This window comes from Kitasatospora fiedleri, assembly GCF_948472415.1.
GTDB lineage: Bacteria > Actinomycetota > Actinomycetes > Streptomycetales > Streptomycetaceae > Kitasatospora > Kitasatospora fiedleri.
Window position 1 is genome coordinate 2,210,615 of record NZ_OX419519.1, and the last position, 19,450, is coordinate 2,230,064.

Genomic DNA, 19,450 nt, shown 5'->3' on the forward strand with positions numbered 1-19,450 from the left:
GCCCGCCCCGGCACCGACCCGCGCGCTCACCCGCGGGCACCGCCGCGCGCGGCGGCCACCGGGGGGCTCCGCCAGGGAGGGAGCACCCACTCGTGCCCGCACAGGACTTCACCGGCCGCGCCCGGCGCGGCCAGTCCGGCGAACCCGACGCGATCGTCGTCGGCGCCGGCGTCGCCGGACTGACCGCCGCCAGCGCGCTGGCCGCCCGGGGCCTGGACGTCCAGGTCCTGGAGGCCGCCGAGCGCGTCGGCGGCCGGATGGCCGCCCGCGAACTCGACGGCTTCCGCCTCGACCACGGCGGCCACCTGCTCAACACCGCCCATCCGGAGCTGGCCCGCCGGCTCGACCTCGACCGACTGGACCTGCGCCCGCTCGCCCCCGGCGTCCTGGTGCACAGCGGCGGACGCACCTACCGGTCCGGCGACCCGCAGCTCACCCCCGCCCGGCAGGCCGCCGTCCGCGGGCCGCTGGGCACCCCGCTCGACAAGGCCCGGCTCGCCGCCGCCCTGGCCCGGCTCGCCGCGACGCCCACCGCCCGGATACACGCCCGCCCGGAGACCACCGCCGCCCGGGCCCTGGCCGACCGCGGCCTGCCCGCCCGCACCGTCGACGGCTTCCTGCGCCCGCTGCTCGGCGCGCTGCTGTCCGACCCGGCGCTGGGCACCTCCAGCCGGGTCGCCGACCTGGTGCTGCGCGCGTACGCCCGGGGCCGGCTCTGCGTTCCGGCGGCGGGCAGCGGGGCCGTCCCCGCGCAGCTCGCCGCCCGGCTCCCGGAGGGCAGCCTCCGGCTCGGCGTCCGGGTCACCTCGGTCGGGACGGACGGCGTCGGGACCGCCGGGCACGGCCGGATCGGGGCCCGCGCCGTGGTCGTCGCCACCGACGCCGCGACGGCGGCCACCCTGCTGCCGGGCCTGCGCCAGCCCGGCTTCCACCCCGTCACCACCTACTACCACGCGGCGGAGCGCTCGCCGCTGGGCGAGGCGGTCCTGCTGCTGGACGCCGAGCGCTCCGGGATCTCGCACTCGCTGGTGCTCAGCGACGCCGACCCCTCGTACGCCGCCGACGGCCGCGCGCTGATCGCCACCACGGTGCTCGGCCGCCGCGCCTTCGACTCCGGCGGGGCGGCCGGCGACGAGCCGGCGGTCCGGCGGCGGCTGGCGGAGCTGTACGGGACCTCCACCGCGGGGTGGGAGTTCCTGACCGTCCGCCACGTCTCCGACGCGGTCGTCTCGATGCCGCCGCCGCACCACTTCCGCCGCTCGGTCCGGCTGCTGGCCGGCTGTACGTCTGCGGCGACCACCGGGACACGGGGACCGTCCAGGGCGCGCTGGTCTCCGGCCGGCGGGCCGCGGAGGCCGTCCTGCACGACCTGGGCGTCCGCACCGGGACGGCGGCCGCGGAGGAGGCGGCGTAGGGGCGCGTCGAGGGGCCCGGGGAGCGCGCTCCCCGGGCCCCCGGACCGTTCTTCCCTCAGATCACCCCCGCCTGGCGGGCGGCCTCTTCGAAGGCGCGGGCGGCGGGGGTGGTGCGGTAGGGGGTGAGGCGGCGGTGGAAGTCGCGGAGGTACTCGACGGTGCGGGCGGAGCGCAGCTCCCCGGCGGCGCGGAGGGAGTCGGTGGCCATCGAGCAGGCTTCGTCGACGTCGCCCATGCCGAGCCGCGCGGAGGCGAGGACCAGGCGGCACAGGATGCGGCTGCGGGCGTAGGCGGGGGCCCGCAGCCGGAGGGACTTCTCGGCGTGCTGGGCGGCGGGGCGCCACTGCTGGAGGTCCCGGTAGCAGTGGGCGAACTCGTCGGCGAGCTGGGCGTCGTCGAAGTAGCGCGCCCAGGAGGGGACTTCGTCGGCGCCGCGGGCGGTGCCCAGGGCGCGTTCGCAGCGGACCAGGGCGGTGGTGCAGGCCCGGACGTCGCCGGCCAGGGCGTGGCCGCGGGCCTCGGCGGCGTGCATCAGGGCCTGGACGACGGGGGCGGCGGTGGTGCCGACGCCCTGCTGGGCGACCCGGGCGAGTTGGATGGCCTCGCGGGCGTGACCGAGGTGGACGGCCTGCTGGCTCATGGTGGTGAGGACGAAGCCGCCCAGGACGCGGTCTCCGGCGGCCTGGGAGAGCCGCAGGGCCTGGACGAAGTAGCGCTGGGCGAGGCCGTGCGCGGCGATGTCGAAGGAGGTCCAGCCGGCCAGCCTGGTCAGGTCGGAGACGGCGCCGAACAGGGCGCGGCCGATCTGTTCGCCGTACCGGCCGCGGAGCATGGGTTCGGCTTCGCTCTCCAGGTAGCGGACCAGGGCCTGCCGGGCGTGGCCGCCGCCGTAGGCGTGGTCGAGGGCGCGGAACAGGTCGCCGACGGCGCGGATCGCGGCGATGTCGCCGCGGCCGACCCGGACCGGGGGCCTGGACTCCCGGGCCTCGGTGCCCGGTTCGGTGCCGGAGGCGTTCGCCGGGCGGCGCGGTGCCTGCTGGGGGACGCGGGCGCCCTGCGGGGGCGTGCGGAGCTCCTCGGGGTGAGGGTGGTGCCGTCCCGGGCGACGCGTTCGTCGGTGCGGCCGATCAGCCAGTCGCGGCTGGGGACGACGAGCCCGGCGGGGGTGAAGGCGATCTTGCGGAGTTCGGCGTAGGGGCCGTTGTCCTTGCGCCACATGGAGGCGACGATGTCGACGGCCTCCTGCGGGGTCTCGGCGAACTCCAGCCCGGCGTAGACCGGGGCGCAGGCGTCGAGGCCGACGTCCTGGGCGGTGAGGCGGCGGCCGAGGCGGCGGGTGAAGACCTCGGCGATCAGGGCCGGGGTCGCGCCGCGGGGCTGCTGGCCGCGCAGCCAGCGGGTCACCGAGGTCTTGTCGTAGCGCAGGTCGAGGCCGTGCTCCAGGCCGAGTTGGTCGACCCGGCGGGCGAGGCCGGCGTGCGAGAAGCCGGACTCCTCGATGAGTGCGGCGAGTTGGGGGTTCTGGGCGCGCCCGGCCGCGGGGGCCGGTGGTTCGGTCCGCTCGGGGGCGCGCGGAGGGGTCTCGGCCGCTCCGGTCGGGCGCGGGTCGAGCGGGTCGAGCGGTCGGTACGCGGGGCTGTCGATCACTGGCCGTTGGGGCATAGCAGTCCACACCTCTCAGGCGCCGTTCCGGCCCCTCCTGCCCGGACGGCGCCCCCTGATCGGGAATCGGCGCGAATGTAGCGAGCATTGGGACGCTATGGGTGGATTCGGGCCACCCGTCCTCCGAACGGGTGAACCAGCCCCGCCCGTTGTGAGGAAGCACGGGCGTCGCGTGTTTGAGTTCGGGAGCCGCTGCCCGCGGTGCGGGCGCATGGCTGTGCGCACCACATGTCCGGGCGGTGCTGTGGTGTCCGCCCACATCGTTGCGGGGCCCGCGGATTCCTACCGTTCTCGGCCATGGACACCACTTCTGCCCCGCCCTCCGCGCCGCCGCTGCTCGGCCGCACCGCCCTGGTCACCGGGGCCGCCTCCGGCATCGGCCGGGCCTGCGCGGAGGCGTTCGCCGCGGCGGGCGCGCACGTGTACGTCGTCGACCTGGCGGCCGGTCCCGCCGAGGAGTTGGCGGCCCGGATCGGCGGGACCGCGCACGTCGCGGACCTGTCGGACCCGGAGGCGGTGGAGGCGCTGCCGGCGGACGCGGACATCGTGGTCAACAACGCGGGCCTCCAGCACGTCGCGCCGGTGCACGAGTTCCCGGTGGAGCGGTTCACCCTGATCCAGCGGGTCATGGTGGAGGCCCCGTTCCGAATCCTGCGCCGCACCCTGCCGCACATGTACGAGCGCGAGTGGGGCCGGGTGGTCAACATCTCCTCGGTGCACGGCCTGCGGGCGAGCGCCTTCAAGTCGGCCTACGTGACGGCCAAGCACGCCCTGGAGGGCCTGAGCAAGACGGTGGCCCTGGAGGGCGCCCCGTACGGGGTGACCAGCAACTGCGTGAACCCGGCGTACGTGCGGACCGCGCTGGTGGAGCAGCAGATCGCCGCGCAGGCGCTGGCGCACGGCATCCACGAGGACGAGGTGGTGGAGCGGATCATGCTCGACCGCACCGCCGTGAAGCGGTTGATCGAGCCGGACGAGGTGGCGGAGCTGGCCGTCTGGCTGTGCTCGCCCGGCGCCTCGTACATCACCGGCGCGAGCCTGCCGGTGGACGGCGGCTGGACCGCGCACTGACCTTCCCGACCCTCCTCACCAGCAAGGGAATTCGCCATGGCCATCTCTCCCGACGTCGCGAGACCCGCCTCCCTGCCCAGGGTGGTCGCCGCCTCGCTGATCGGCACCACCATCGAGTGGTACGACTACTTCCTGTACGGATCGGCGGCGGCGCTGGTCTTCGGGCACGTGTTCTTCCCGAAGGCCGACCCGCTGACCGGCACCCTGCTCTCCTTCCTGACCTACGCGATCGGGTTCGCCGCCCGGCCGCTGGGCGCGCTGGTGTTCGGGCACTTCGGTGACCGGATCGGCCGCAAGAGGCTGCTGGTGCTGAGCCTGCTGCTGATGGGCGGCGCGACCACGCTGATCGGCTGCCTGCCCACCTACGACCAGGCCGGCGTCGCGGCACCGGTGCTGCTGACCGTCCTGCGGCTGGTGCAGGGCTTCGCGCTGGGCGGCGAGTGGGGCGGGGCGGTGCTGCTGGTCTCCGAGCACGGCGACCGGCGGCGGCGCGGCTTCTGGGCGTCCTGGCCGCAGGGCGGCGCGCCGGCCGGCAACCTGCTGGCGGCGGGCGTGCTCTCGCTGATGACGGCCGTCCAGTCGGACGCGGCGTTCCTGGCCTGGGGCTGGCGGGTGCCGTTCCTGCTGTCCGCGGTGCTGGTGCTGGTCGGCCTGTGGATCCGGCTCGCGGTGGACGAGTCGCCGCTGTTCAAGGCCGCGCTGGCGGCGGCCGGGCAGCGCGCCGAGCGGGAGCGGCCGCCGTTGGTGGCGGTGCTGCGCGACCACTGGCGGGACGTGCTGGTGGCGATGGGCGCCCGGATGGCGGAGAACATCTCGTACTACGTGCTGACCACCTTCGTGCTGGCGTACGCCGTCACCCAGACCCACCTGCCCAAGCAGACCGCGCTGAACGCCGTACTGATCGGCTCGGCGGTGCAGTTCGCGCTGATCCCGGCCTTCGGGGCGCTCTCCGACCGGGTCGGCCGCAGGCCGGTCTACCTGGTGGGCGCGGTCGGCGTCGGCGGCTGGGCGTTCGTCTTCTTCCGGATGGCCGACACCGGGAGCTTCGTCCAGCTGACCGCCGCCGTCACCGTCGGGCTGTTCTTCCACAGCATGATGTACGCCCCGCAGGCGGCGTTCTTCTCCGAGCTGTTCGCCACCCGCACCCGCTACTCGGGGCCTCGATCGGCGCCCAGTTCTCCTCGGTGGCGGCCGGCGCGCCCGCCCCGCTGATCGCCACCGCGCTGCTGAAGGACTACGGCAGCGCCACCCCGATCGCGGTGTACGTGGCCCTCGCCGCGGTGGTCACGGTGGTGGCCGTGCTGTGCGGCCGGGAGACCCGCGGCGCCGACCTGGAGGACGTCGGGGCGGACGCTCGGGTGGACTCCGTGAAGGCGCCCGCTAGCCTCTGAGCACTTCGGCAGGATCAGGGCCGCGTCACCGGGCGACCGGGGGCGCGGCCCCGACCCGTTCCCGCGGCGGGTCGGGGGGCACGAGGGCCACGGGGGCCACGGGGGCACTAGTGACAGGGAAGACCGCATGGACCGCCACACCACCGCCGCACCGGCGCTGCGCAGACTCCTCGACCTGCTGGCGACCGGCGCCGCCACCGAGGACTTCGGCGAGGTGCTCGCCGACGCCCGCCGCCGGGGCGCGCCCGCCGAGGTGCTGACCGAGATCGACGACGCCACCTGGCAGGCGCTGCGGGTGCACCGGACCATGCGCCAGCACCGCCGCCGCGAGGCCGAGCTGACCGCCCTGTTCGACACCGCGGGCGACCTGGCCGCCTCCCGCGACCTGGACGCGGTGCTACAGGCCATCGTCCGGCGGGCCCGGATGCTGCTGGGCACCGACACCGCGTACCTGACCCTCCCCGACGAGCGGGCCGGGGACACGTACATGCGGGTCACCGACGGCTCGGTCTCGCCGATCTTCCAGACCCTGCGGCTCAGCCTGGGCGACGGCCTGGGCGGCCTGGTCGCGCAGACCGCCCGGCCCTACGCCAGCCACGACTACCGGGTCGACGAGCGGTTCCGGCACACCGGGCAGATCGACGCGGGCGTGCTGGACGAGGGCCTGGTGGCGATCATCGGGGTGCCGCTGCTGCTCGGCGGCACCGTGATCGGCGTGCTGTTCGCCGCCGACCGCTCGCCGCGGGCCTTCTCCCCCGACGAGGTCGCGCTGCTGTGCACCCTGGCCGCGCACGCCGCGATCGCCCTGGACACCGCCAAGTCGCTGGCCGACACCCGGGCCGCGCTGGCCGAACTGGCCGCCGCCAACGCCGTCATCCGGGCGCACGCCGCCGCCGTCCAGCGCGCCGAGCAGGCCCACGACCGGCTCACCGACCTGGTGCTGCGCGGCGCGGAGGTGGCCGACGTGGCCGCCGAGGTGGCCGCGCTGCTGGACGGCGCGGCCTCGGTGCACGACGCCGAGGGCGCCCCGCTGACCGGCCCCGGCGGCGCGCCCGACGGCCTGGCCGAGGCGGTCACCGCCTCCCGCGCGGAGGGCCACGCGGTCCGGCACGGCACCGAGTGGGTGTGCGCGGTGCTGGCCGGGCAGGAGCTGCTGGGCGCGCTGGTGCTGCACGGGCGGCCCGAGCTGGACGACGCGGACCGGCGGGTGTTCGAGCGGGCCGGCGTCGTCACCGCGCTGCTGCTCCTGCTGCGCCGCTCGGTCGCCGAGACCGAGAACCGGGTCCGCGGCGAGCTGCTGGCCGACCTGCTGACCGCCCCCGGCCGCGACCCGGCCGGGCTGACCGCGCGCGGCCGGCGGCTGGGCGTCGACCTGAACCGGCCGCACCTGGCCCTGGTGGCCGTCGCCGAGGACGCCCTCGCCCAGGGCCGGCTGGCCGGGGCGGCGGCCCGGTACCTGTTCGGCTCGCGCGGCATCAGCGCCGAGTTCGGCGAGGGCGTGGTGCTGCTGGTGCCGCACGAGGGCGGCGGCGACGGCGCGGTGGCCGCGCTCGCGGCCGAGCGGCTGGCCCGGCTGGCGGGCGGCCCGGTCACGGTCGGCACCGGCCGCGCCGCGAACGGCCCGGTCGCGCTGGCCGCGGCGTACGCGGAGGGGGTGCGCTGCGTGCGGGCCCTGCGGGTGCTGGGCCGGGCCGGGGACGGGGCGTGCGCGGCCGACCTGGGCTTCCTGGGCGTGCTGCTGGGCGACGGGCACGACGTGGACGGCTTCGTCCGGGCCACCCTGGGCCCGCTGCTCGACTACGACGCCAAGCGCGGCACCGAGCTGGTGCGCACCCTGCGCGCCTACTTCGACTGCGGCGGCGGCCTGACGAGGGCCAAGGACCTGCTGCACGTCCACGTGAACACGGTGGTGCAGCGGCTGGACCGGGTGGAGGTGCTGCTGGGCCGCGACTGGAACCAGCCGGAGCGGGCGCTGGAGCTCCAGCTGGCGCTGCGGCTGCAACTGCTCGCCGGGGCTGAGCGGGCCGGCCGGCAGGGGCGCCGGGCGTGCCCGGGCCGGGCGGGCAGCGGACCGGCCTGCGGCGAGCCGGGCGTGCCCGGGCCGGGCGGACAGCGGACGGGCCGGCAGGGGCGCCGGGCGTGCCCGGGCCGGGCGTACAGTGGCGAGGTTGGGCTGGTCGGCCGGCAGGGAGTGCTGTGGTGAGCGAGAACGTGCGGTTCGTGCGGATGGGGATAGGCGAGCGGACCGTCCCCTACCAGGAGGCGTGGGCGGAGCAGCAGCGGCTGCACGCGCTGCGGGTCGCGGACGAGATCCCGGACACCGTGCTGCTGCTGGAGCACGACCCGGTGTACACGATGGGCAAGCGCACCAACCCGGCCGACCTGCCGCTGGACGGGACGCCGGTGGTGGAGGTCAACCGCGGCGGGGAGATCACCTGGCACGGCCCCGGGCAGCTGGTCGGCTACCCGATCGTGAAGCTGCCGGACCCGATCGACGTGGTGGCGTACGTGCGGCGGCTGGAGGAGGCGCTGATCCGGGCCTGCGGCGGGTTCGGCGTGGAGACCACCCGGATCGAGGGCCGCAGCGGGGTGTGGAAGCTGGGCGCGGAGATCCCCGGCGCGGTGGTCGACCCCGCGCAGGTGGTGGAGATCGGCAAGCTGACCCTGCGGATGGGCCTGCCGCTGGGCATCGACCCGCGGCTGGCCGGACCCGAGTACGCGCCGTCCAACGCGGGCCAGCGCGGCGACGACCGCAAGCTGGCGGCGATCGGCGTGCGGGTGGCCCGCGGCGTGACCATGCACGGCTTCGCGCTGAACTGCGACCCGGACATGACGTACTTCGACAAGATCGTCCCGTGCGGCATCCGGGACGCCGGGGTGGCCTCGCTGAGCGGGGAGCTGGCCCGGCCGTTCGGGGTGTCCGACGCGGTGGGGGCGGTCGAGCGGAAGCTGGCCGAGGTGTTCGCCGAGCTGCCCGAGCCGGCGGCCGCCGTCCGGTAACGGCCCGCCAGCGGCCCGCCGGCGGGCTGGTGACCGTCCGGTAGCGGAATCGGCGCGGCGCGCCGAGCGTTGCCTTTCGAAGGCAAGCCCCCGGCCGGGTGCCGGCCGTTGAAGCGCAGGCGTACCCTGAGGGGTACCCCGTCTAGTTCTAGGAGTCGCACGTGTCCGCTGTCGCACCCGACGGCAGGAAGCTCCTCCGGCTGGAGGTCCGCAACAGCGAGACCCCCATCGAGCGGAAGCCCGAGTGGATCAAGACCAGGGCGAAGATGGGGCCGGAGTACAACGCCCTGCAGTCCCTGGTGAAGAAGGAGGGGCTGCACACGGTCTGCCAGGAGGCCGGCTGTCCCAACATCTTCGAGTGCTGGGAGGACCGCGAGGCGACCTTCCTGATCGGCGGCGACCAGTGCACCCGCCGCTGCGACTTCTGCCAGATCGACACCGGCAAGCCCGCCGAGTTCGACCGGGACGAGCCGCGCCGGGTCGCCGAGTCCATCGTCACGATGGACCTGAACTACGCCACCATCACCGGCGTCGCCCGCGACGACCTGGCGGACGGCGGCTCGTGGCTGTACGCCGAGACGGTCCGCCAGGTGCACGCGATGACCGCCGCCCGCGAGGCCGGCCGCACCGGCGTCGAACTGCTCATCCCGGACTTCAACGCCGTCCCCGAGCAGCTCGCCGAGGTCTTCTCCGCCCGCCCCGAGGTGCTGGCGCACAACGTCGAGACGGTGCCGCGGATCTTCAAGCGCATCCGCCCGGCCTTCCGCTACGAGCGCTCGCTGGACGTGATCACCCAGGCCCGGGCGGCCGGGCTGGTCACCAAGTCCAACCTGATCCTGGGCATGGGCGAGACCCGCGAGGAGGTCAGCGAGGCGCTGGCCGACCTGGTCGACGCCGGCTGCGAGCTGATCACCATCACCCAGTACCTGCGGCCCTCGCTGCGCCACCACCCGGTGGAGCGCTGGGTGAAGCCGCAGGAGTTCGTCGAGCTCCAGCAGGAGGCCGAGGAGCTGGGCTTCGCCGGGGTGATGTCCGGTCCGCTGGTGCGCTCCTCGTACCGGGCCGGGCGGCTGTACCGGCAGGCGCTGGAGCACCGGGAGCGGGCGGCGGCGGTCTGAGCCGCGCGCTGCGGTGCTTCTCGCTTCCGTCGGGTGCCGCGGTGCTTGGTCCGGGTGCCGCGGTGCCTGTCGGGTGCTGCCGTGCTTGGTCCGGGTGCCGCGGTGCCTGTCGGGTGCTGTGGTGCCGCGCCGTGCCGGTGAGGGGCGGGTCCGTTCGGGCCCGTCCCTCCGGCGCGTCCGGGCTAAGCGCCGATGTTTCACGTGGCATTGACGGGCGGGTCACCGTACGGTAACGGACGTCCGGGACGCTGGAGCGGTACCCGGGTCGAGGAGTTGGTGTGGTCATGCGTACCGGAATCCGGATCGCCCTCCGGCGGGCCGAGCAGATGCTGTTGATCCGCGGCGCGCGCCGCAACGCGTGGGCCGCGGTGTGCGAGAACCGGCGGCTGGCGGGCGAACGCGAGCAGTCCGGGCAGGTGTTCGGACGCGGTGCCTGAACCCCTGGTGGGGGCCGGGGCGGACGCCCGGCGGGAGTCGGGGCCGCTTCGGGGAAAGACCAGGGTCACGAACCGGCACCGCCTTGGATGATCGCGTGTGCCGCCACGTACCATGAGCGGTATGGCGAGGCAAAAATCCGATACTCCTGGGCGGCTCGCACAGATCCGCCAGGCATATGTCATGACCAAGCAGGTCGACACCAAGATCGGCCTGATCATCGCCGGCGTCGGCCTGCTGACCTTCGGCGTGTTCCTCGCCATCGGCTTCGCACTGGACCACCCGATCTACCTGGGCATCCTCGGTTTCGTGGTGGCGGTGCTGGCGGTCGCGATCGTGTTCGGCCGGCGGGCCGAGCGGGCCGCGTTCGGGCAGATGGAGGGCCAGCCGGGCGCGGTCGCGGCGGTGCTGGGCAACATCCGGCGCGGCTGGAGCGCGAACCAGACCCCGGTGGCGGTCACCCGCAGCCAGGACGCGGTCTACCGCGCGGTCGGCCGGGCCGGCATCGCGCTGATCGGCGAGGGCAACCCGAACCGGGTGCGGCCGCTGCTGGCGTCCGAGAAGAAGAAGATGGCCAGGGTCGTCGGCGACATCCCGGTGCACGACATCATGGTCGGCAACGACGAGGGCCAGATCCCGCTCAAGAAGCTGCAGGTCCACCTGATGCGCCTGCCCCGGTCGATCAGCGCCGCCCAGGTCACCGAGACCAACGACCGGCTGCGCGCCCTGGGCGACCTGCTCTCCAAGGCGCCGATCCCCAAGGGCCCGATGCCGAAGGGCGCCCGGATGCCCAAGGGCGGCATGCGCTAGGCGCGACTCCCCCGTTCCGCACCACGGCCCCGCCCGCGAGGTTCCCCTCCGCGAGCGGGGCCGTTCGATGTTCCGGTGCCCCTTCGGGGGTGCTTCCTCGGGGTCGGCTCAGATCCGGACCTCGACGGTGCCGACGGCCTTGTCGTGCAGGCCGCGGGTGTCGCGGTCCCAGACGGCGGCCGGGACGACCAGGCAGAGCAGCAGGGTGCGCAGCAGCACCTGCGGGATGGTGGCGCGGGTGCCGTCCAGCCGGACCACCCGCAGGCCGAACAGGCGCTTGCCGACGGTGGTGCCGGTGGTGGCCAGGAACAGCGCCGTCACCGCGTAGAAAAGCGGGGTGGTCCACAGGTTGGCGGTGCCCCGTTCGCCGCCCGCGAGCAGCCCGTACGCGACCAGGCTGACCAGCCAGCCGTCGACGAACAGCGCGCCGATCCGGCGGCCGGGGCCGGCCAGCGAACCGGGCCCGGTGCGCGGGAGGCCGAGGCGCTCGCCGCGGTAGCCGAATTCGGCGCCCATCTTCTCGGCGGCCGCCTTCGGGCCGTCGATCCACGATCCGAGTGCTTCTCTGGTGTCCACGAATCCACCCTAACCGGGCTTACGGCCGGGGCCGGTGGCGGCCCCGGGCGGCGGCGCGCCGCCGGGGTTTCCCGTCGGGGTGAACCCGGTGCGCCCGACTGCCACGAGTGGTCTGGACCAGTTGCGGATCTACGGCCCGGCAGGGCCGGGAATTTGCCCGGAACCGTACCGCTTTGCCGCCCGCCCGAATGGCCCGGTTAACATGTGGGAAACAAGCGAGTCACGAGCCGGAAACGGGCCGTTCCTATCGTGAGCCCCCTGCACCGGGGCTCCTGTCGCCCCTGACGGAGACTCAGACGTGCACGCCGAGGAGGAGTACGGATGTTCACCAACGCCGACGAGGTGAAGCAGTACATCGCGGACAACGACATCAAGTTCGTCGACGTGCGGTTCTGCGACCTGCCGGGCGTGCTGCAGCACTTCTCGGTCCCGGCCGCCACCTTCGACCCGTCCGAGACCCTGATGTTCGACGGCTCCTCGATCCGCGGCTTCCAGGCCATCCACGAGTCCGACATGGCCCTGGTGCCCGACCTGGCCACCGCCCGGCTGGACCCGTTCCGCGCCGAGAAGCACCTCAACATCAACTTCTTCATCCAGGACCCGATCACCGGCGAGGCGTACAGCCGCGACCCGCGCAACGTCGCCCGCAAGGCCGAGGCGTACCTGGCCTCCTCCGGCATCGCCGACACCGCCTACTTCGGGCCCGAGGCCGAGTTCTACGTCTTCGACTCGGTGCGGTTCGAGACCTCCGCCAACGCCTCCTACTACCACATCGACTCGGTCGCGGGCGCCTGGAACAGCGGCTCCGCCGAGGGCGACGCGCGCGGCTACAAGGTCAAGTACAAGGGCGGCTACTTCCCCGTCCCGCCGGTCGACCACTTCGCAGACCTGCGCGCCGAGATGTCCCTCGAACTCGCCAAGGCCGGGCTGGAGGTGGAGCGCCAGCACCACGAGGTCGGCACCGCCGGCCAGGCCGAGATCAACTACAAGTTCAACACCCTGCTGCACGCCGCCGACGACCTGATGCTGTTCAAGTACATCATCAAGAACGTCGCCTGGCGGGCCGGCAGGTCCGCCACCTTCATGCCCAAGCCGATCTTCGGCGACAACGGCTCCGGCATGCACGTCCACCAGTCGCTGTGGACCGGCGGCTCCCCGCTCTTCTACGACGAGCAGGGCTACGCGGGCCTGTCCGACACCGCCCGCTACTACATCGGCGGCATCCTCAAGCACGCCCCCTCGCTGCTCGCCTTCACCAACCCTCGGTGAACTCCTACCACCGCCTGGTGCCCGGCTTCGAGGCCCCGGTCAACCTGGTCTACTCGCAGCGCAACCGCTCCGCCGCGATCCGCATCCCGATCACCGGTTCCAACGCCAAGGCCAAGCGCATCGAGTTCCGCGCCCCCGACCCGTCCTCCAACCCCTACCTGGCCTTCTCCGCCATGCTGATGGCCGGCCTGGACGGCATCAAGAACAAGATCGAGCCGCTGGAGCCCGTCGACAAGGACCTCTACGAGCTCGCCCCCGACGAGCACGCCGCCGTCCCCCAGGTTCCCGCCTCCCTCGGCGCCGTCCTCGACGCCCTGGAGGCCGACCACGAGTACCTCCTCGCGGGCGGCGTCTTCACCACCGACCTGATCGAGACCTGGATCGACTACAAGCGCACCCACGAGATCGCCCCGATCGCGCTGCGGCCGCACCCGCACGAGTTCGAGCTGTACTACGACCTGTAGGACCCCCTCTGACCTGCGGAAACGCAGTTTGATCTCTCATCGTTTCCGCAGGTCAGGCAGGGTCCTGACTTGCGGAAACCTCTGAGAGGGATCGGCTCCAACGCCTCTCGGGCTTGCGATGTGAAATGAGTGTGAAATGAGCACGGGCAGATCGAACCCGCGATGATCACCTCATTGTCCTTGCCGCCCTTGCCAGCACTGGGCAGCACGCCATCCCGCTACTTTCAGTAGTCATTGCCCGCAGCTGCTGACTCAACGGATTCGATCTTTTACCCGCGCTCACCAAGTAGCGGAGCCTGCCGTCGTCGCCGCCTCGGGCCGCTCAGGTCCGGCAGGCGGCCGATGGGGCTTCCGGCCGGCTCGGAGGTCAGCAGCGCCGTCGAGAACGTTGCAGCGGTCGACTGGGCGAACCAGTCGACTGGGTGATGCGGGACAACAGCAAGGGGAACGTGACTGCGCCGGTAGCCGGGCTCGTGGCCATGCAGACGCGGCCCTCGCGGTCGTAGGTGCTGGTACGTGTGCGCAGTACCGCGCTGGCAGAGTCGGCCTCTGCGACCTGCATCGCGTTGCCGAGGCTGTCGTTCACCGTGCTGACGGACTCGCCCAGCCGCGCCGTGGTCTTGACGGGTCGTCCGAGGCCGTTCGTAGTGGTGTACTTCGCCGGGTCGGCGCCAGCCGCGTTGCCGTTGGGGCTGGTGGCGCTGACCACAAGCCCGCGCTGGTCATACGCGGTCGTCGTCACGGCGGTCGGGCCGCCGAGGCTGGAGGCGAGTTCGCTGCGGACCGGTCGGCCGACCTGGTCGTGGGTATCATTGCGTTGGCGTAGTCGGGTCCACGGGTCTGTCCACGGCCAGGACCCGGAGGTCATTGCTCCAGCTCTCGCAGCGGGCACTGCCTGATGGGAAGTGCAGCTCAAGCAGCACACGCCCTGTCACCGGCTCGCACTCCTGCCGGACGTCGAGCACAACCCCGCCGCGGTAGGCCGCGAACGGGGTCTCATCACTTACGGGCCGAACGTCGATCCGACCTCAGTTGCCCATGTCGAACCCGTCATCCGGCCCGGATGACTCAACCACGAGGCACCAGTCCGTGCCGCTAGCGATGTTGGTGGACCTGTCTCGATCGTTGATCATCCACACTTCGACCGAGCCGTCGCCGGGGTGCCCGTCCTGAATGTGCCACGACGCGAGCACCCCAACGAGCCGGCTGCCGACCAAGGACAAGGGGTCGATTCCGGGTCCGTGCGGTGGGCAGGCCACGTACAAGTGCCCCACCTGGGAACCGTACCGCGCCCGCCCGCACCGACTCTCCTGCCTAAACGGACAACCTTTAGGCGCTAGGCCGGAGCGAAGCGGTCGATCAGGTAACGCGCCGCGGCAGTGAGTGCCTGGAAGCGGAAGTGTGCCTCGCCTGCGGTGGAGGTGCCAGGGTGGGGCCCGTTGGTGTGGGTGATGGCCCAGAGGCCGTGGACGAACCAGCCTCCGTCCTTGTCCGCGAGGTGCCCCTGGGTCCGCAGGTAGTTGACGGCCGCTCCGCCGTCGCCCTGCTTGGTTGACGCGAAACCCGTGATGGTGGCGGTCTCCACGAGGGCGGCTTCGTACATGGCGCGGATGCCGCCGTTAGCATCTTCGTGGCGTCCCTCGGTGAGGGCCTTTGCAGCTCGCTGGTAGCAGTCCTTCGCGTCCGTCCACCCGAGGCGGTCGAAGTCGGCCTCCAGCGCGGTGATCTCCTGGCTAAGCGGTGCCGCCGGGTCGTCAAGAGGGAGAAGCCGAACTCCGGTACGGCGGGTTGTGGTGGCGCCCCATTCGTCGTCTGTCGTCTCGAAGTTGGCCCGGAGGTCGAGCCCGTCGGCGCGGGCGGCCTCACGTAGCTGCCAGAAGTACGTGCCGGGGCGAATGCCCTCAAGCGCAGCGGGTGCTACCTGCTCAGCGACCAGCCGCACGAAGTCGTGGAGCGCCTTGCGCTCGTCGTCCGCGCCGGACTCGGTGGCGGCGTACTTGGCGGTCATCACAGTCTTGGCCACCAGTTCGGCCTTGCCATAGTGCTTGGCTGGCGTGGCACTGTCCAGGTTGGCCTTCATGAACAGGAGCCGCAGCTTGCCTTCGGAGAAGGCTTCAACGGCGATCTCGGCGGCATGGCCGATCAGAGATGACGAGAGAAGTCGCACGCGTCCATCGTGGACCACCAGCGGGCTGGGCGTCCTCGAATTTCGGGCGCGTCGCTTCACGTCGGCAAGGCAAGCGAACTGCAAGGCGGACGTGGAGGACTGCGCAGTTCGTCATCCGGTGCTCCGGGGTGGCGTCCCACGGCCGGCTCGCACCGCCACGGCGCCAGCCCCGGGGACAGGAAGGGTGTGGATATGCCCCTCACCCTCGACCATGAGGCGCTGGACGCGGCGGGTGGCAGAGCCTTCGACCTTGGCGCCAAAGTCCACCATGCACCGATGCTGACAGATACTCAGCTGTCGAAGAGATTCGCGAAAATGGCGTCGAACTCGCAGCTCTCGGTGGGTGATCCATCGTTCAGTAGCGCCCGGACCGAGTCCCCGTCTGGATAAATGGCAGGATGCGTACCCCACCGAGAGGAGGATGGGTACGTCCCGCCTTGCCGCTTCTGACATCGGTCTCTCTCCCCATTCCCACCAGTCCACAGGATTGGTGGCGTGCCGCTGGAGATAGGGCGGCGTGAACCCCGGCAACAACGGCTCGGCAAGCTCCCAGAGACCATCAGGAACCAGCCGTTGCGACAGATCAACCCCTATGAGGGTCAATCATGCCGCAGGTCAGCTACCAGCCACATGAGACACACCTTGAGGGCGGGGCAGCGGGCACCTCTACAACCAATAAGCCGCATTCATTGCTGAATTTGGCTTCAGGGCAGGCTGCTCCATTCGAATGTCATTATTTTCCATTCGCCAGTCCTCTAGCCCATTAAGGGCATCATTCAGAGCATCGCATTGCGCCTGAGTGAGATAGAACTCGAATGACTTCACAATATCCCAGGCATTGTAAGCCTTTTCAAAGTTTGGCGGCCGACTGGTGGCTAGTGCAATAAAGGACTGCACCGCCTCAGTGACGTTAGCTTCACGTACTCGTGGCGACAAGCGAGGGAGGATATCAATTCCACCATCAGCGCTGTACACCACCACAATAGTTGGAGGTGGCTCGCTACCCAGATATCTCACGGCATTGTTGAGTCGACTACCTCGGGCTGGATCCCCTTCGCCACGGGCCGTACCATCGAGAATCACTCCAATTGCGTGGCATCGACCACTAGGGTCTACAAGCACAGCGCCATCCATGTCAGTGAGCTGTGTAATCAGCTCCGAAGCAAGGTGAGATGGCTCCACTGACCAAGATTGAGGAGAGAGACGCCGTGCCTCATTAGCGGCGTCAGCAGAGATCACCAACATAGCTCCATGTCTATGTTGACCGGCGGCCCGCGCTGCCGTCAGCAACGCCGGTTTGTCTAATTCAGGAAACAGTCGGTCGGCTAGGTCGATCAGATAATCCTCATCTAGCACATGTGTCGGCAGACTAGGGGTGCCGTCTTTGACGGCGAGGAGTACCACTCCCGCATGAGATAGCTCCCATACGCCACGAGATGTAAATGTCACGACGAAAATCGACTCAGTCTCTGGGTCGTAGTCGGAGCTAAGGAGTCCTAGGCCGTAGACCTTTTGCCCATCAGATAGAACATCCGCCCTCGGCCCGCTAGCTTCCAAAATTTTTCGCACGGCGAGCTTATTGCGCAGATGAACTGGACTTTGGAGTTTGACCGCAACATCGACTGCTGGATTGTCTGACTTAGCGAAAACCAAACGGCCTGAGCCTGCACGACCCTCATACGGCAACGCGGAAAGACTGTTCATCAACGAGTCGACATTACTGCCAGACCAGCACCCGGTACAGTACAGGATACCGCTCATTAGGGACTCTGTAGCCGTGCGGACCACTTCGCCAGAACCTGTGTCAAGGATTTCAAGACCAGTCCCTGGGTCAGGGAGATATAGGTGCCGAGTTGCGAGGTCAAGGATTCTCATCATGACGGCATGAAACAGGGAAGGCTGAATGGTGAGACGATCCCGAACGGTACTCTTGATCTGCGGTACAGCTGCGATGGCCAACTTTTCTACGCTGATGATTACGTGAACTTCGTAATCCCCAACTCGAACGGAGTTCGCGGCAAAGAACACCCTGCTCTCTTGGCCTGGTTTCGAGCCTAGCGTTTCCTCAAGTGCCTCAGCCCGCATGCGATTCAGCAGGCTTCTTTGGCGCATCTCATGAGTTCTTCGATCCGTGTTAAGGGCCTGGATTTCTGGATTGTCCCTGTACTTCTGTATGGCCAATTTTTTGACATCCGCTAGATCCGATGGCGCGAATAATTCATCCCCTTGTTCAATGCAAATGCTGAACTTATGCGGACCAGCTGCCTGAAAACCCACCAGTATAGTCTTCGGATTTCCCGTGAAGTCGATGGACTTGAGTACCAAATCGGACTCAATGTCCAGACCACTTCGAAAGATATCTTGAAATCCCCACATAAACTGCTCAATATATCGCTCAGCCATCGCCTGAACCTATTTTCCCTTCGCGTATGGTTGTGCGTCCTGGAATTCCCCACCCGCAAGTGCCGTGGCAGAACTGCCATACCGAACAGGCGACCACTCAGACAAATGCAGCGAACCTTGCGTGGGACGGTCTGTGAAGTAGGACCCCTGCAACCCCTCTCCAGTCTGCTGACCAATGGTGACTTCGGCAGCGCCCCTGTGCGGCTGACTCCTGTCTCGCACCTCAGGCCGTGGCGTATTGAGGTACTGCCAGCTAAGGCGCCAGCATCCGTCAGGATCCTTGATGAGTTTGGCGCGCTCGCTAACCGACTTCGATTCACCTGTAAAGAGAGTCACAGTGACATTAGAGGCGGTCTGAGAGATATATACGGCCGTTGGTATGGGAGGCAACTTCGTCTTGTCCGGCAAGACATACTGCGACACTGTCTCTCCGCGCCAAGTTCCTGCGATTAGCGGGACATCCGTGAAGTATCGAACGACCTTCCACTTCCAAATAAACCGCTCCCATAGTGCGAACACGAGGGTGGCTACTAGTCCGCCAATGGAGAAGATGCGGAAGGGGACTTGTGTCACGCCCTGACCGTCAAGAACTGCCAGCGCCAAACCCACGCCAGCGGCGATGGCGATGGATATACGAACTTTGAGGTTCATCGGTTGTCCGTCCTTGGGTGCGTTGAACGGGTTTAGCTGCCGGCATTCCATGCCTCGGAGTCAGCGTCGGAGTAGTTAATCGAATCTGGCGAACGCAATCGGGTCAGCTTTATAAAGAAGGGTGACGGTTGCTCGCCGGCTACTCGAACGATCTTGAAAATGGCCATGCTCACCAAAATCGGCGATATGCCACCACCAATGGGATGGCTATCGATGGCACCTGCATAGACGGCAAAGCCCTTGTCCTTGAGTTCGCCCAGGAGGCTAGTGATGCCTCGCTGGGCTTCTCGCATGGAAAATCGGGAGATCTCTATGTCTTCAGAAATCTCAAGGCAGTCCGTGAAGGTCTGGACTGCCGCATCGATGAGGTCTTCATCGTCCTCGGTGCAGCCATCCGGCTCGATCGTTGGCATCCAAGCATCAGAGATAGAGAGGATCGGCCAGAGGTCCCGACCTGTCTTCATGTGACTGAGTTGTACGACCTGTGGATTCTCCGGGGGCTTCGGCTTGGGCCCAGCAGGGGAGTTGACATCGATGATCTTGTCGATCTGCTTCTGGTTGAGCTTGCAGATCTCATCGGCGAGCGTCTTGAGCCCCCAGACCTCGATGGTGACGTCGAGGTACAGGGGGCGGAGGTCGTTGTCGATGTACTGGTCAACCTCGCCAGGCAGCGTGTCGTTGGTGAGGAAGCGCCATACCCTCACGTCACGGTGCTCTTTGAGGCAGCCCTCTAAGTCCCCACGGATCTTGGCCTTGGTCCTGTCGATCCGCTCCCCGCGCGTGGTGTGCGCTGCAAAGAACACCCGGGCCTTCGGGCAGTAGCCGTCGTTCTTGGTGTCGCCCTTCGGTCCGGCTGCCCGCACCGGCTGGTAGTCACCGGGGTACAGCTCCAGGCCGAGTCGGTCCATGCAGTCTTGGAAGGCGTTGCCTTCGAGGCGGAGGAGCTGGCCTTCAACGACCTTCCTCATCGAGTTGCGATCCACGGTAGCCATTACCTCATGCCAGGACATTGTGCGTC

13 protein-coding genes and 4 pseudogenes are annotated in these 19,450 nt (G+C 69.7%); 9 read left to right on the forward strand and 8 right to left on the reverse strand.

Features of this window, described 5'->3' with window-relative positions; translation table 11 throughout:
- Positions 1–92: 92 nt before the first annotated feature.
- Positions 93–1,414: pseudogene (locus QMQ26_RS10420) on the forward strand (FAD-dependent oxidoreductase).
- Between the two features lie 56 nt (positions 1,415–1,470).
- Here QMQ26_RS10420 and QMQ26_RS10425 read toward each other — a convergent pair.
- Positions 1,471–3,077: pseudogene (locus QMQ26_RS10425) on the reverse strand (regulator).
- Positions 3,078–3,374: 297 nt separating this feature from the next.
- Between QMQ26_RS10425 and QMQ26_RS10430 the strand changes: the two are divergent.
- The 7 genes and pseudogenes from QMQ26_RS10430 (at position 3,375) to QMQ26_RS10460 (ending at position 10,902) form a co-directional block, all read left to right on the forward strand.
- A complete protein-coding gene (locus QMQ26_RS10430) occupies positions 3,375–4,148 on the forward strand; it encodes a 3-hydroxybutyrate dehydrogenase (RefSeq protein ID WP_100835881.1) in 774 nt (257 codons plus the stop codon).
- 36 nt (positions 4,149–4,184) lie between these two features.
- Positions 4,185–5,539: pseudogene (locus QMQ26_RS10435) on the forward strand (MFS transporter).
- A gap of 127 nt (positions 5,540–5,666) precedes the next feature.
- Positions 5,667–7,742 carry a helix-turn-helix domain-containing protein gene (locus tag QMQ26_RS10440; protein WP_282205511.1) on the forward strand — a complete coding sequence of 692 codons (2,076 nt, stop codon included), beginning with the start codon at positions 5,667–5,669 and terminating at the stop codon, positions 7,740–7,742.
- A gap of 23 nt (positions 7,743–7,765) precedes the next feature.
- Positions 7,766–8,539, forward strand: a complete 774-nt coding sequence (lipB, locus tag QMQ26_RS10445) for a lipoyl(octanoyl) transferase LipB (RefSeq protein ID WP_404814166.1) — start codon at positions 7,766–7,768, stop codon at positions 8,537–8,539.
- Between the two features lie 161 nt (positions 8,540–8,700).
- On the forward strand, positions 8,701–9,657 hold the full coding sequence (locus QMQ26_RS10450; RefSeq protein WP_033254401.1) for a lipoyl synthase: 957 nt from the start codon (positions 8,701–8,703) through the stop codon (positions 9,655–9,657).
- A 284-nt stretch (positions 9,658–9,941) separates the two neighbouring features.
- Positions 9,942–10,094, forward strand: a complete 153-nt coding sequence (locus QMQ26_RS10455; RefSeq protein WP_199528046.1) for a hypothetical protein — start codon at positions 9,942–9,944, stop codon at positions 10,092–10,094.
- Between the two features lie 121 nt (positions 10,095–10,215).
- Positions 10,216–10,902 (forward strand): DUF4191 domain-containing protein, encoded by a 687-nt coding sequence (locus QMQ26_RS10460; RefSeq protein WP_100835886.1) that lies wholly within the window; start codon positions 10,216–10,218, stop codon positions 10,900–10,902.
- A gap of 108 nt (positions 10,903–11,010) precedes the next feature.
- On the opposite strand, the gene QMQ26_RS10465 is transcribed toward QMQ26_RS10460, so the two are convergent.
- On the reverse strand, positions 11,011–11,478 hold the full coding sequence (locus tag QMQ26_RS10465; protein WP_100835887.1) for an RDD family protein: 468 nt from the start codon (positions 11,476–11,478) through the stop codon (positions 11,011–11,013).
- A gap of 321 nt (positions 11,479–11,799) precedes the next feature.
- Here QMQ26_RS10465 and glnA point away from each other — a divergent pair.
- A pseudogene (gene glnA / locus QMQ26_RS10470) lies at positions 11,800–13,211 on the forward strand (type I glutamate--ammonia ligase).
- A gap of 367 nt (positions 13,212–13,578) precedes the next feature.
- Here the strand turns inward: glnA and QMQ26_RS10475 are convergent.
- The 6 genes from QMQ26_RS10475 to QMQ26_RS10495 all read right to left on the reverse strand — a co-directional run bounded on the left by QMQ26_RS10475 (position 13,579) and on the right by QMQ26_RS10495 (position 19,415).
- The gene (locus tag QMQ26_RS10475; protein ID WP_282205513.1) at positions 13,579–14,079 is read right to left on the reverse strand and encodes a hypothetical protein; all 501 of its coding nucleotides are present in this window, start codon (positions 14,077–14,079) and stop codon (positions 13,579–13,581) included.
- A 468-nt stretch (positions 14,080–14,547) separates the two neighbouring features.
- A complete protein-coding gene (locus QMQ26_RS10480) occupies positions 14,548–15,378 on the reverse strand; it encodes a hypothetical protein (protein ID WP_282205514.1) in 831 nt (276 codons plus the stop codon).
- 111 nt (positions 15,379–15,489) lie between these two features.
- Positions 15,490–15,861, reverse strand: a complete 372-nt coding sequence (locus tag QMQ26_RS38715) for a DUF255 domain-containing protein (protein WP_449768978.1) — start codon at positions 15,859–15,861, stop codon at positions 15,490–15,492.
- Positions 15,862–16,044: 183 nt separating this feature from the next.
- Complete coding sequence (locus QMQ26_RS10490; protein ID WP_282205515.1) at positions 16,045–17,781, reverse strand: diadenylate cyclase; 1,737 nt, start codon at positions 17,779–17,781, stop codon at positions 16,045–16,047.
- Between the two features lie 9 nt (positions 17,782–17,790).
- Positions 17,791–18,483 (reverse strand): Cap15 family cyclic dinucleotide receptor domain-containing protein, encoded by a 693-nt coding sequence (locus tag QMQ26_RS38265; protein WP_404814108.1) that lies wholly within the window; start codon positions 18,481–18,483, stop codon positions 17,791–17,793.
- Positions 18,465–19,415, reverse strand: coding sequence for a hypothetical protein (locus tag QMQ26_RS10495; protein WP_282205516.1), 951 nt, complete (start codon positions 19,413–19,415; stop codon positions 18,465–18,467). Before QMQ26_RS10495 ends, QMQ26_RS38265 begins: the two co-directional genes overlap by 19 nt.
- Positions 19,416–19,450 lie beyond the last annotated feature (35 nt).